Here is a 13,402-nt window from a genome sequence, read left to right on the forward strand (position 1 = left end):
GCAACCGCAGCCCGAACATGTTCACCCTCATCGGGATTGGCGTTGCGGCCGCCTTTGGCTACAGCCTGGTCGCCACGCTGGCACCCGGCTTGTTCCCACCGTCGTTTACCGAACATGGGCGCGTCGGCGTGTATTACGAGGCGGCGGCGGTGATCGTGTCGCTGACGCTGCTCGGCCAGATGCTGGAGCTACGGGCGCGTTCGAAAACGTCCGCGGCAATCAAGGGCCTGCTTGGTCTGGCGCCCAAGGAAGCCCGGCGGGTCAATGCCGACGGCACCGAGGAAGACATCCCGCTAACCCACGTGCATGTCGGCGACCACCTGCGCGTGCGACCCGGCGAAAAGTTGCCGGTGGATGGCGAAGTGGTGGAAGGCCGCTCCAGGGTCGACGAGTCGATGCTCACCGGCGAGCCGATCCCGGTCGAGAAAACCACTGGCGATCAGGTCATCGGCGCGACCCAGAACGGCACCGGCGCGCTGGTGATCCGCGCCGCCAAGGTGGGTTCCGACACTGTGCTGTCGCAGATCGTGCAGCTGGTCGCGCAGGCGCAGCGCGCTCGCGCGCCGATGCAGCGGATGGCCGATACCGTCGCCTACTGGTTCGTGCTCGCGGTCCTGGCGATCGCGGTGGCCACCTTCTTCATCTGGGGCTTCTTCGGCCCGGAGCCGGCCTGGACCTTTGCCATCCTGAACGCGGTTTCGGTGTTGATCATCGCCTGCCCCTGCGCGCTGGGTCTGGCCACGCCGATGTCGATCATGGTCGCCACCGGCAAGGCGGCACAGGTGGGCGTGTTGTTCCGCGATGCCGAGGCCATCGAGCACATGCGCCGCATCGATACCCTCATCGTCGACAAGACCGGCACCCTCACCGAAGGACGCCCCGCGTTCAAGGAAGTCGTGGCCTTCGAGGGCTTCGACGCCGACCAGGTGCTGCACCTGGCGGCCAGCCTGGACCAGGGCAGCGAGCATCCGCTGGCCGATGCCATCGTGGCCGAGGCCCGACGCCGGAACTTCGAGTTCGACCGCGTGGAGGACTTCGACTCGGTGACCGGCATGGGTGTGCGCGGAACCGTCGCCGGTCGCGCGCTTGCGCTGGGCAATACCGCCCTCATGGATGATCTGGGCGCCGATCCCGGTGCGCATGTCGACGTCGCCGAGCGTCTGCGCCGCGAGGGTGCGAGCGCCATGTTCCTCGCCGTGGACGGTCGCCTGGCGGGTCTGATCGCGGTCGCAGACCCGATCAAGGCGTCGGCCGCGGCCGCCATCAATGAGCTGCACGCCGCCGGGCTGCGCATCATCATGGCCACCGGCGACGGGCTCACCACCGCACGGGCTGTGGCCACAGAGTTGGGCCTGGACGAAGTGCATGGCGAGGTCCGCCCCGAGGACAAGGCCGAACTGGTGCAGCGCCTCAAGCGCGAAGGCCGGCGGGTGGCGATGGCGGGCGACGGCATCAACGACGCGCCGGCGCTGGCCGCCGCCGACGTCGGCATTGCCATGGGTACTGGCACCGACGTCGCGATGTCGAGCGCGCAGATCACCCTGGTCAAGGGCGACCTGCGCGGCATCCTGCGCGCCCGGAAGATCTCTCAGGCCACCGTGGCCAACATGAAGCAGAACCTCACCTTCGCGTTCGTCTACAACGCGCTCGGGGTTCCGCTCGCGGCCGGGGTGCTCTACCCCGCGTTCGGGATCCTACTGAGTCCGATGGTCGCGGCGCTCGCCATGAGCGTGAGCTCGGTTTCGGTGGTCACCAATGCCCTGCGTTTGTCCGGCTCCACCGTTGTTGCCACCCCCCACCCTGACCGCGCCGATGAGCCTGCGCGCGGCCATTCCTGTCACTGATGGCTCATATCCCACAAGGAGTACTGCAATGAAGCGTTATGCCTCCCTCTCGATGATGGCCTTGTTCCTGATGGCGGGCGCGGCCTTCGCCGGCGGCCAGACCACCACGCCCACCACCGACCACGGTCAGCACAAGCCGGCGGCGGCCGATGCCGATTTCACCAAGCTCGATGCCAACAAGGACGGCTCGCTGTCCAAGGAAGAACTGGCCAAGCACAAGCTGGCGCCGCACTTTGGCATGCTCGATAGCAACAAAGACGGCAAGCTGAGCCCGCAGGAATTCGCTGCCGGCAAGGGTATGTAAGTGTTCTCAGCCCGGGAGCTGTTCCAACAGTTCCCGGGTTCTTCCGCCGTTCTGCCATTCCCACGGAGATTGTTATGTCCTCTTCGCACGGTACGCACGAAAACGCGCAAGACCCGCAGTCCCAGCACGCAAAACCGCACGCCTCACACCAACCTGCCCACCAGGCACAACAAGGGCATCAAGGCCATTACGGCCGCCTGTTGTTGATGATGGGCCTGTCTTTCGTGGCCATGTACGCATTGATGTACGCAATGGTCGATCAGTGGGCTAACGTCTATAACAACGTCAACCAGTTCTACATGGCGGGCCTGATGGCCGCTCCCATGCTGCTGATCGAGCTGTGGCTAATGTCCAGCATGTACCCCGATCGCCGACGCAATCTGATTCTGGCTGGTCTGACGGTGGCGTTCATGCTGTTCTGCTGGTGGGGCATTCGCACTCAAGCAGCGGTCACTGACAAGCAGTTCATCCGTTCGATGATTCCCCACCACGCTGGCGCCATCCTGATGTGTGAGGAGAATCGTCTGAAGGATCCTGAGTTGGTGAAGCTCTGCCAGGACATTATTACCTCGCAGACACAGGAGATCGCGCAAATGAAGCAGTTGCTGGCTGAGCGTTCCCGTTAGCTCACTGCCTTTTGCCAGCCGATATCACTTCACTGAGCCTGCGCACTGACCATTCGGTGGATCAAACGCGCGGCCACACGTGCGGTGGCTTGATCCGGATCCAGGGGCGGACACAGTTCCGCCACGTCGACCACACGTACCTTGCCCGAGGCCATGACCAGATCCAGCAGGGCTTCCAGGACCTCCAGACTCACCCCGCGTGGGTTGGGGGCGCTCACGCCCGGGGCCACCACCATTGAGTACGCCGGCAAGATCACCAGCGGCTTGGGTAGCTACACCCAGTGGCGTGGCTTGGGCTCACTGCGTATGGGCAAGAACCGTTGGACCGGCGTCTATTCGGCGCAGTACATCGGCAGCGCGGACGACATCATCGCCGTGCCCGACACGATCGGCTCGCATGTGTCCAGCGTGGTGTACCACAGCCTGCAACTGAGCTACGGCATCAAGAAGAAATGGGATATCTCCGCCGGCGTTGAAAAAGTGCTCGATAAGAAGGCGCCGTTCGTGAAGAACAACCCCAACACCGACACCGACACCATGACGTACGACTTGCTGGGTCGTCGCTGGAATGTCCGCTTTGGTTACCACTGGTAAGCCACGATCACGAGGAGCTACACATCATGAGAAACACGCAACTATCCGCCACACTACTGCTGTTCGCTGTGGCCGGCAGTGCCGGTGCGCACGACCTGTTTGTCGCTTTCTCCAAGCCTGGCACCGCAGCGGGCGAGGCGAACACCGCCTTGGTGAACAACGGCACCTTCGATGAAAGTGCTGGCGCAGTCACCCGAGCGCGTCTACAGGACGTTTCGCTGAGCCAGGACGGTGCCAAGGCCGCCCCGGACCTGGCCAGTTGGAAAGAGATCGGCAAGCAAAGCCAGCTCACCGTCCATCCGGCGGGCGAGGGCACCTATCTGCTGGGTGTCTCGACGATGGCTTCCACCAGCACACGTACGGCCAGCGAGTTCGGCAAGTACCTGGAGCTGGAAGACTTGCCCGATACGCTGGCCACCTATGACGCAAGCAAGTTCCCCAAAGGCGTCACCTATAGCTATACCAAGCATGCCCGTGCCATTGGACAGGTGGGCACGAAACTGACCGACGACTTCGCTGCCTCGCTGGGCTATCCGTTGGAGATCCGCTTGACCCGCAATCCTGGAAGCGTGAAGGTCGGCGAACAGCTGTCGTTCCAAGTGCTGCAGCAGGGCACGCCAGTGCCCAACCTACGCGTGTACGTCGGTCATCGTGCTGATGCACCGGTCAAGGGCGGGCACGGTAGCGCTACGCTCCTGCGCACCGATGCCCAAGGCCAAGCCAGTTTCCAGGTGACCACCGCCAAGACCTGGTACATCCACACCAATCACATGGTGCCCTCTACACAAAAGGCTTTGGATTTTGTGTCGGATCGGGCGTCGCTGAGCTTTGAGATTTCCCCGCACGCCGGGCACTGACAAGTAGGCACGTAGGCAGTACTCTCCCCTTTGACGCCAGTCATGACTTCTTCCATGACTCGCGTCTTTTTGTGGGGACGGACCTCAGGTGCTCAGTCTGTCTCTCATTGGTCGCCCCGCGCCGCGCGCAATCCACGTCGCCGCACCAGATAGAACGCTGCGGGAATCACCACCATAGAGAGCACCGGTGCGGTGAGCATGCCACCCAGCATCGGCGCGGCGATACGTTGCATGACCTCCGAGCCGGCACCGGCACCAACGAACAGCGGAAACAACCCGGCCAGGATGACGGCTACCGTCATCGCCTTCGGGCGCACCCGCTGCACGGCACCTTCGTAGATAGCCTCTTGCAGGGTAGACACATCTTCCGGCGCACCGCTGGCCAAGCGCTGCTCCCAAGCATGACGCAGGTACAGCAACATGATGACGCCGAACTCAGCCGCAACGCCACCCAGGGCGATGAATCCGATCATGCTGGCTACCGAAATCGCATGGCCCAGCCCCCAGATCAACCAGAAACCGCCCACCAACGCCAAGGGCAAGCTGAGCAGGATGATGGATACATCGCTGAGCCGGCGAAACACCATCCAGATGACCAGGAAGATGATCGCCAACGCCGCGGGCACCACCCATTGCAGGCGTGCCAATGCCCGTTGCAGATACTCGTACTGCCCCGACCAGGCCAGACCATAGCCGGCAGGCAAACTCACCTGGGTCTGCATCGCGGCTTGCAGGTCCTGGACCACCGGTCCTAAGTCGCGATCGGCCACATCGACGTAGATGTAGCCCACCAACCGGCCGTTATCGCTCTTGAGCATCGGCGGGCCTGGGCTGATTGACAGCTCCGCCACCTGGCTCAAGGTCAGTTGCACACCGCCTGGCGCGATCAGCGGCAGATCCTGCAAGGCCTGCAATGAGTCGCGCTGGCCACGGGGGTAGCGCAAGACGATGGGATAGCGCTCGCGCCCCTCGATCGTTTCCCCGATTGGATCGCCGCCAACGACCGTGGCAATCAGTTGCTGGAGTTGGCCTTGAGTGAATCCATAACGCGCAGCGATTTCCGGGCGCACCTGTACATCGACATAGCGCCCGCCGGTGACGCGTTCGGCCAGTGCCGAACTCACGCCGGGCACAGTCTTGGCCACCTGCTCGATCTGCTGGCTCAGGCGCTCGATCTGCTCCACATCTGGTCCGGAGACCTTGATCCCAATCGGGCTTTTGATGCCGGTGGCCAACATATCGATGCGATTGCGAATGGGCGGTACCCATAGATTGGTTAGACCGGGAATCTTGACCGCGGCGTCCAACTCTTGGCGTAGCTTCTGAAGGGTCATGCCCGGGCGCCATTGATCCCGCGGCTTGAAGGTCACGGTGGTCTCAAACATTTCCATAGGTGCCGGATCGGTCGCACTTTCGGCACGGCCGGCCTTGCCGAACACGTGCTCGACCTCCGGTACGGTTTTGATCATCCGTCCTGAGAGCTGAAGCAACTGGCGCGCCTTGTCGGCTGACAGGCCTGGCAACGCAGTGGGCATGTACAGCAGGCTGCCTTCTTCCAAGGGTGGCATGAATTCACTGCCCAACCGGCTAAAGGGGATCAAGGTGAGCACCAGCAGCAGGCCACTGAGCAGCAAGGTGACACCGGGATGTTTGAGGACCCACAACAGAATGGGCCGGTATCCGGCGATCAGGATGCGATTTATGGGGTTCTGTTGTTCCGGCCGGATGTGGCCGCGGATCAGGTAGCCCATCAGCACGGGGATCAAGGTCACCGACAACCCTGCTGCGGCGGCCATCGCGTAGGTCTTGGTGTAGGCCAAGGGCGAGAATAAACGCCCTTCCTGCGCCTGCAGGGCAAAAACCGGCATGAAGGATAGGGTGATGACCAGCAAGCTCGCGAACAGGGCCGGTCCGACCTCGGCCGCCGAGCGGGCCATCAACTGCCAGCGCTCCTCACCCTGGGGTTCCCGACCGTGCTCCTCCCGCCAGTGCTCCAGATGCTTGTGTGCATTTTCGATCATCACCACCGCTGCATCGACCATCGCACCAATGGCGATGGCGATGCCTCCTAACGACAGCAAGTTGGCGGAGATCCCCTGGGCGTGCATCACGATGAAGGCCGCTAGGATACCCAAGGGTAGGGTGATGACGGCCACCAACGCCGAGCGTAGGTGCCACAGGAACAGCAGGCATACCAGCGCTACGACCAGGAACTCTTCACCAAGCTTATGGGTGAGGTTGCGTACCGCATCCTGGATTAGCTCGGAGCGGTCGTACACCGCCACCACTTCCACGCCTTCGGGCAAGCTGGATTGCAACGCCTGCAGTCGCGCTTTGACGTTCCGAATGGCCCCCAAGGCATCCTTGCCGGTCCGCAGGACGATCACGCCGCCGGCCACCTCACCTTGACCATCCAACTCTGCGATACCACGACGGAAGACCGGCCCGCGACTGATCGTGGCCACCTCGCCGAGCAAGACGGGGATGCCGTCGTTGCCGGTTACCGGCACCTGTTCGAACGCCTCCTGTGTGCGCAGGTAGCCTTCGCTACGCACCATCAGTTCGGCTTCGCCTTGTTCGATCACGGAGCCCCCGGTAGCGCCGTTGGCCGCATCCACCGCCTCGATGAGCTCGGCCACCGTCAGTCCACGGGCCGCCAACGCCTGCGGATCCGGCTGGATCTGCCAGGCGCGCACCGCACCGCCCACACTGGCTACTTCAGCCACGTCCGGCACGGTTTTTAGCTCATAACGAAGAAACCAGTCCTGCAACGCACGCAGCTGCCCCACATCACGTTGACCGGTCCGATCCACCAAGGCGTACTGGTAGATCCAGCCCAGCCCTGTCGCATCAGGACCCAGCGCCGGATTCACATTCGGCGGAAGTCGATCGCGCACCTGGCTCAAGTACTCGAGCACTCGAGAGCGAGCCCAGTACAGATCAGTGGCATCGTCAAACAGGATGTAGACGAACGAATCACCGAAGAAGGAGAAGCCGCGTACCGCTTTCACGCCCGGCACGGACAACATCGTGGTGGCCAACGGGTAGGTGACTTGGTCTTCGATGATACGCGGGGTTTGCCCAGCCCATTGCGTGCGGATGATGACTTGGGTATCCGACAGGTCCGGCAGCGCATCCAGCGGCGTGTTCTTTATCGACCAGATGCCGACCACCGCCAGCAGCGCGGCGGCAACCAGCACCAGCACGCGATTGGCGATGCAAGCATGGATCAGGCGCGCGATCATGGCGTGCCCTCCATCGCTTCGGACATGACGGCGCTTGCCTGGCAATCAGCGGCTGCGGCGGAGCCGAACTTGGGTACCAACTGCATATCCATGAACGGTGACTTGCCCGGCTTGTCGAAATGCTTCTCCGGCACCATCGGGTCATACCAGTACTGCACCGGGCAGCGTGGCGGCGTGGAGGTGGAGGTCTCTGGCGCGACAGGCGCAGGCTGTCTGGACGGTGACGGCACGACAGTGCGTGCGTCGTGCCCGGCGTCATGGCGCTCGTGTACACCTGATGCGCTGGCAGGGCTTGTAGGTTGTGCAGCGCCCAGGCGCTCCAACGCACCGGAGAGATTGGCTTCAGAGTCGAGCAGGAACTGACCCGAGACCACCACGCGTTCACCACCGGCCAAGCCTGCCACGATCTGCGTGCGCCCTTGCACGCTACGTCCGGCACTCACCCGCACTGGCCGGAAGCTCCCGTCCGGATCCTGCACGATGACCCGGCTGTCCCGCCCGGTGGCAATCAGCGCCTCCGTGGGAACGACTGGCAAGGCCTGCTCGGCATCGGGCTGCACCAGAACCTCGGCGAACATGCCCGGCACCAGCCGACGCTGCGGGTTGCGCAGCACAATTCGCGCCCGCTGCGTGCGACTAGCCATGTCGACCTGGGGAAGCAACGCCTGGATCTGTCCGCCAAAGCGCTCTGCCGGCCATGCATTGACCGTGGCCTGCACTGAGGTCCCCAGCCGCAAGGTGCCCAGCGCTGCCTGGGGCACCGAGGCCTCCAGCCACAGCGTGTCCAGCCCATTGATCTTGAACAGTGGCGTACCGGGTATCACCGTCTGCCCCTCGCGTGCCAGGATCTCGGTCACGACACCACTGTGGTCTGCGCCAAGCACGACGCCACTTCTGGCCGAGGCGCCAGAAGGAACACCCAACGAACGCAACCGTTGTTGCGCGGCACCCTGTAGCTCACGCGCGCTCGCGGACTGAGCTTGGCTCAGGGTATGTGCTTCGGCGATGGCCGCGTTCCATGCCGGGGCCTGCACGGTGGCCAGCGCTTGACCACGACGAACCTCGGTAAACGGCGCCTTTACCTGCACGTGGGTGATCAAGCCTTCCGTGCGCGCACTGACCACGGTTTCCTGGGTCAGATCCCACGTCAGTGTGCCCGGCACGCGTACAGCAGTCCCTAGTGACTCTACCGTCACTTCCTGAGTGCGTATGCCCACGTTCTGCTGCAGGCGCGGATCGATCTGCGTTCCGCCGCCCATGGCCTCATCTGCGTATTTGGGCAGCAACTTCATATCCATGAACGGAGATTTGCCCGGCTTGTCGAATCGCTGCTCCGGCGCCATGGGGTCGTACCAGTACAACACCTTGCGCGCTTGACCTGCGCCGCTCGTGCCGGTGGGCGGGGTGGAATCAGAGGTTCGAGTCATCCAGGCGTAGCCGCTGGCAAAGCCGAGCGCCAGCAACCCGAGGGCCACGGCGAGCTGTGTGAGACGCGTCTTGGTCGGGGTCATGGCGTGTTCTCCTCATGGGGCAGCAGATAGGCCAGTGCCGCCCAGGCACGGCCCTGTTCGCCCAGCAGACGGGCGTTCTCCAGTTGCAATTCGATCTCATCGCGCCGCGCTTCCAGCCACGGCTGCAGGTCGGCACCGGCGCCGTAGGCGGCCAACGCCGTGCGTGCGCGATCGCGCGCCAAAGGCAGGCTCTGCGTGTTCTGACGCTCCAACTGGCCGGTTAACCCGCGCCATCGCGCCATCGCGCGTTGCACCGACTCGGCTTGGATGCGCCGGGCCTCATCGCGCTCTGCGGACACCGCCTCCAGCTCAGCCCGTCGTGCCACGATGCCTCGTGCTTGGCGGTTCTTCTGGAACAGCGGCAGGCCCACGCCCACTTCCACCATGAGCATGTCGCTGCGCGCCATGCCGTCGAGTGCGCGCTCGCGACGTCCGTAGGTGAGCTCCACACTCCAATCCGGGCGGGTTTCGGCCACGGCCGCATCCACCTGGGCCTGGGCTAAGCTCTGGCGTGCCTCCCAGCCCAGTAGTGGTGTGTGCTGGTCCAGGTTGGCCAGCAGTTGGGTGGGCTCCAATGGCAACTGCGAAAAATCCGGCGCCGTACCACTGGCCAAGATCGCCTCTGGTGCAATACCCAACCACCGCGCCAGGCCGGCCTGCGCCGCGGCGTGCTCCGCATGTACCTGCTCCAGGCGATTGTCCAACTGCAGTAGGACGGCCTGGGCGGCAAGCACGTCACTGGCCCCGGCCGTGCCACCTGCCAAGCGAGCACGCGCCGCACGCTCGGCTATGCGCGCCGGCTCGCGCAAACCTTCCAACGCATCTACGGCTTGCTGCGTACTCCACAGCTCGATCCAGGCCTGCGCGGCCGCTTGGACCACCATCTGCTGTTCGACCATCGACAGTGAGCGCGCTTGTGCCAGCGTCGCTTGAGCCAGCGCTTGCTCGGCACGTCGTTTCGCACGGGCAGGAAACTCCTGCATCAGCCCGACTTGCTGGGTGGTCATCTCGTCTGCCCGCAGACTGAAGGCATCGGGTCCGCTGACGGGCCAGTTCGCCAGCCCCACGATCAGACGTGGATCGGGCAACGCGCCGGCACGCGCGGCTTCTTCGGTACTTGCATCGATCTGGGATCGGCGCACCTGCAGGGTAGGGGCGTTAGCAAGCGCTTGTTGTAGTGCTTCGGGATAGCTGATCGGGATAGCGGGCGGTGCCGCCACCACAGGACCACTGAGCGCCAGGGCAAACAACACCCCGCACGCCATCCTGCGTCTTGCACGCAGAAAGAAGGACATCTCCATAAGACCTCCGGACAAACGACAACGAGCGTGCTGCAACACAAGCAGCACGAGCACGGGTCAATCCAGGAGGGGCTTAAATCAGCAGGCTACAGAAGCGCTGCAGGGGGGGCGGATCGGACACGCACACCGGAACATCCCGATAGAACTGTGCGTGTACCGGTGGCAACAGAGCCTGCACGAGCGCGAAGGCGGCCAGCGCGGGCTGGTAAGGCACTTGAGGGGCCTTCGCATCGGCCGTGGCGATGTGATCGCGCTGGCAATGCTGGTCGCACAACGCCGGAGCATCGGGATCCGGCGCGGACATCTCTTCGCAACCGACCATCAGGGTCGCTTGTCCAGCATCCACCGATTCCAGCGGACAGGCGTAGGCCACCAGCGCCAGTTGTTGCAGCAGCAGCGCCCACAGTCCCAGCCATGCCAGTCGGGCACGAGGACGGGGTCGCCGCCATCGCCTCAGCAGCTTCACCATGACAGCTCCCGCACGCCCGAAGCAGCGCCTGCGGACGCTGGGCAGATCAGGGCAGGGGACGTGCGAGCTCTCATGATTGCCAGTCTAGCCCTCTTGGGGCCGACTGGCATTGATCACGATCAAGCCATCGCGCGGACTCAGCGGTGGCATCCGCCGCAGCAGGGGGATGCGGCCGGGGCGGCTGGCGTGTCGGCCTCAGAAGGGAGCACGGCGGCGATCACATACCGGAATTGACCGAGGAGGAGAAGGATCGGCAGACCCGCGAGGGTTTGGCCGACGTCGACGCTGGACGGACGATCCCGCACTAGGAACTACTGCAATGGGTCAGGCGACTGTCGGAGCCTTCTTGTTGAGGCTTTCCGTTGGGTCAGGAGCGTGGAAACTCTTGAATCCAATATTCAAGAAGGGCACGCGTGCCTGAGCAGTACTTCCGCAATGCCTCTGTCACGCGACTTCTGGTTCGATCAAGCCTAGCTCTGTAATCCACGAACTGTTGACGTCGAGGGGTGTTTCCTCGTTGAATCATGGCGATAGAGCCGATTCGGCTGTTTTTCTCACGAATCCCTGCCGACCCTCAAGTAGAAGCATTTTTCCGTCGTTGACGGTGGTGCCCCTGGTCGGAATCGAACCGACGTGTACGCGCTTATCTGGCGCGTGCTCTCACCGGGGTATAAGGCCGGCCCTCTGACCAACATGAGCAACAGGGGCGTGATCGATCGATGCGATCACGCCGGTATTCGAGGGTCGAGCTGGCTCAGGCGGTTCATGGGGCAAGCATACCGGGGATGGACGCTATGCCGCTATCCCCGGGCGCGGCGGTAGGAGTGGGCCCACGCCGGAGCAGAGATCCGGCCGGTCGCCACCAGCCAGGCCATCCGCAAGGCCTGCGCGTCCACCAACGCATGGTGGCGCCTGGCCCTATGTTCCGGATGGGCTGCGAACCAGTCCTCGACCAGCAGCCCAGGAAGGCCTTCCTTCGACATGCATGTCATGACCGGGGCCGGCCGGGGTCCGCATGCGGCAACCTGGTCATCGGGTAGCTCAAAACCATCCAGTGCATACCGCAGCAGCTGGAGATCGTTCGGGAAATCCGCCATCACCGCCAGCGCGTCGGTCTCGCTGAGGAAGGCGCGCAGCTCGGTAGTCAGGACGGCATCCGGCAGGGCTGCGTCGCCGCGGTCGAGCAGCGGGTAGACGCTCTGACGAACGAAGTCGGTGGGAGCATCGGGCAGGCTGGCTCGCTCAGCGTAGAAAAGGCGGTCTCCATCCTCGTTCACCAGCGCCAGGCTCACCAGCTCGCTGCCGGTTACATCGGCCCACTCGGTGTCCAAGAAGTAGTACGTGGTGGCCATAGTTGAATGGTGCCACGGCCTCCTGGGGAGGGCCGAGCCTGGAAGTGCGCCGAGGGTAGAATTCACCGATCCATCAATCGGTTAGCGAAGATCTGGCCGTGTTCGTAACGATTCCCTGCCAACCCTCGGTATCGTCTGCTATTACTGCTTTGCTGGCGTTTACATGCCTCGGGGATTCTGGCAATTCTCGCCTTGCCCAGCATGCAAGGGGACCGATCCATTCTGCACATGCTGCGGCGGTCGCAACTGCATCGCTACACCCCGCGAAGACATCGACGTTGGTGAGCTTGAACAGTACTGGCAGAAAATCATCAAGCGGGCACTAAAAAACGGCAAATCCTTGCCCAGGCCGATTGCAGCATTACAACGTAGGGCTGCAACCGGCGCGGTGTTTGTTACTCCGTGACGCCGATGATAGCCAACGGGTCTGGACTGACCGGCTTGCCGTCGTCATCGATCACCCAGACGCCCCAATGCGTTGCAAAGTAGGCTGCCGATTTATTGACTTCGGCCGTTTCGTTTCCATCGAAGTTGACGAAAAAGTTGCCCATGGAAATTGCGTGGCCGCCATCGGATGTCCACACAAGTGAAGTCTTCGGCGGCACGCCGGGGCCACTCACTTCGCCAATGACGCGGAGTTGCAGCGCAAGACCGGGGGCGAGGGTAATTGCGCTCGTCGGACGATGCACGACGTATAGCTCGGCATTATTTAGCCTAATTCCGACCTGCAAGCTGTCGCCGCCGTGGTCTTCATGCACTAACGCGCGCAGGAACCACTGCTCTTCAATGCAGTAGATCGACCCTCGGGGGACATCGATGTCCCGTTGAAGCACGAATGCACTAGCTCTAACTGCCATGTTGATTGCTCCATCGAGTGGGTTAGCGGCGTGGCCCGAAGTGACCAAGGGCGCTCCCGACCCGATCTATGAGGTGAGATTGGGCTTTAGGCACATCGCTCTCGCTGAGCGGTGTTTGAGCAACATGGTATTGAAGACCGTCAGCGAGAACGACGACCGCGCAGCTAATCGTTTTACCGTTGTGGTCTTGCTCCACGAGTGGCGACATGATCTGTGTGATGGTGTCGACGCGAAGCCATATCCAATCACCACCCTCGGCAAGGGAGACAGGCCTCGTGTTCGGTTTATACGGTTGTGCATAGACAAATAGCAGCCTAGGCCCATCGTTGAAGGTGATTGCGTAGGGGTCCTGCGACATAGCGGGTGCGTCCTTTGTAGTGTGGTGGCGGTTGTACGCCGGCACCAGCGGTGCGGGCGGTCTTTCGGGTGCGCGGCAGGCAGG

General features: G+C 63.0%; 12 protein-coding genes and 1 tRNA gene. 5 read left to right on the top strand and 8 right to left on the bottom strand.

The features are described 5' to 3' along the window. The 3 genes from EO174_RS06910 to EO174_RS06920 form a co-directional block, all read left to right on the top strand. A partial coding sequence (locus tag EO174_RS06910) for a copper-translocating P-type ATPase (RefSeq protein ID WP_234830961.1) occupies positions 1–1,844 on the top strand: 1,844 nt, incomplete at its 5' end. Positions 1,845–1,872: 28 nt separating this feature from the next. Next, on the top strand, positions 1,873–2,148 hold the full coding sequence (locus tag EO174_RS06915) for a hypothetical protein (protein WP_005413412.1): 276 nt from the start codon (positions 1,873–1,875) through the stop codon (positions 2,146–2,148). Positions 2,149–2,222: 74 nt separating this feature from the next. Next, positions 2,223–2,774 carry a DUF305 domain-containing protein gene (locus EO174_RS06920; RefSeq protein WP_005995733.1) on the top strand — a complete coding sequence of 184 codons (552 nt, stop codon included), beginning with the start codon at positions 2,223–2,225 and terminating at the stop codon, positions 2,772–2,774. Positions 2,775–2,803: 29 nt separating this feature from the next. Here the strand turns inward: EO174_RS06920 and EO174_RS06925 are convergent, their stop codons facing one another. Beyond that, positions 2,804–2,992 carry an arginase family protein gene (locus EO174_RS06925; protein WP_187756563.1) on the bottom strand — a complete coding sequence of 63 codons (189 nt, stop codon included), beginning with the start codon at positions 2,990–2,992 and terminating at the stop codon, positions 2,804–2,806. Between the two features lie 88 nt (positions 2,993–3,080). On the opposite strand from EO174_RS06925, the gene EO174_RS06930 reads away from it, so the two are divergent. Both EO174_RS06930 and EO174_RS06935 read left to right on the top strand, forming a co-directional pair. After that, positions 3,081–3,368: a TonB-dependent receptor gene (locus tag EO174_RS06930; protein ID WP_005413409.1), complete on the top strand. Its 288-nt coding sequence runs from the start codon at positions 3,081–3,083 to the stop codon at positions 3,366–3,368. A gap of 26 nt (positions 3,369–3,394) precedes the next feature. After that, a complete protein-coding gene (locus EO174_RS06935; RefSeq protein ID WP_005995738.1) occupies positions 3,395–4,225 on the top strand; it encodes a DUF4198 domain-containing protein in 831 nt (276 codons plus the stop codon). A 104-nt stretch (positions 4,226–4,329) separates the two neighbouring features. On the opposite strand, the gene EO174_RS06940 is transcribed toward EO174_RS06935, so the two are convergent. The 7 genes from EO174_RS06940 to EO174_RS06975 form a co-directional block, all read right to left on the bottom strand. After that, a complete protein-coding gene (locus tag EO174_RS06940) occupies positions 4,330–7,470 on the bottom strand; it encodes a CusA/CzcA family heavy metal efflux RND transporter (RefSeq protein ID WP_005995740.1) in 3,141 nt (1,046 codons plus the stop codon). Then, positions 7,467–8,981: an efflux RND transporter periplasmic adaptor subunit gene (locus tag EO174_RS23135; protein ID WP_005995742.1), complete on the bottom strand. Its 1,515-nt coding sequence runs from the start codon at positions 8,979–8,981 to the stop codon at positions 7,467–7,469. The genes EO174_RS06940 and EO174_RS23135 overlap by 4 nt, the downstream gene beginning before the upstream one ends. Further along, positions 8,978–10,336, bottom strand: coding sequence for a TolC family protein (locus EO174_RS06950; RefSeq protein ID WP_237393538.1), 1,359 nt, complete (start codon positions 10,334–10,336; stop codon positions 8,978–8,980). The genes EO174_RS23135 and EO174_RS06950 overlap by 4 nt, the downstream gene beginning before the upstream one ends. A gap of 19 nt (positions 10,337–10,355) precedes the next feature. Continuing rightward, positions 10,356–10,751, bottom strand: coding sequence for a hypothetical protein (locus EO174_RS06955; protein ID WP_039420083.1), 396 nt, complete (start codon positions 10,749–10,751; stop codon positions 10,356–10,358). Positions 10,752–11,356: 605 nt separating this feature from the next. Then, positions 11,357–11,459: transfer RNA gene (locus EO174_RS06960), tRNA-Ile, on the bottom strand. A gap of 92 nt (positions 11,460–11,551) precedes the next feature. Next, on the bottom strand, positions 11,552–12,103 hold the full coding sequence (locus EO174_RS06965) for a 3'-5' exoribonuclease (RefSeq protein ID WP_005995748.1): 552 nt from the start codon (positions 12,101–12,103) through the stop codon (positions 11,552–11,554). Positions 12,104–12,498: 395 nt separating this feature from the next. Then, positions 12,499–12,960, bottom strand: a complete 462-nt coding sequence (locus EO174_RS06975; protein ID WP_039420081.1) for a hypothetical protein — start codon at positions 12,958–12,960, stop codon at positions 12,499–12,501. Positions 12,961–13,402 lie beyond the last annotated feature (442 nt).

This window comes from Xanthomonas sp. BRIP62418, from assembly GCF_003993495.1.
Lineage (GTDB): Bacteria > Pseudomonadota > Gammaproteobacteria > Xanthomonadales > Xanthomonadaceae > Xanthomonas > Xanthomonas euroxanthea.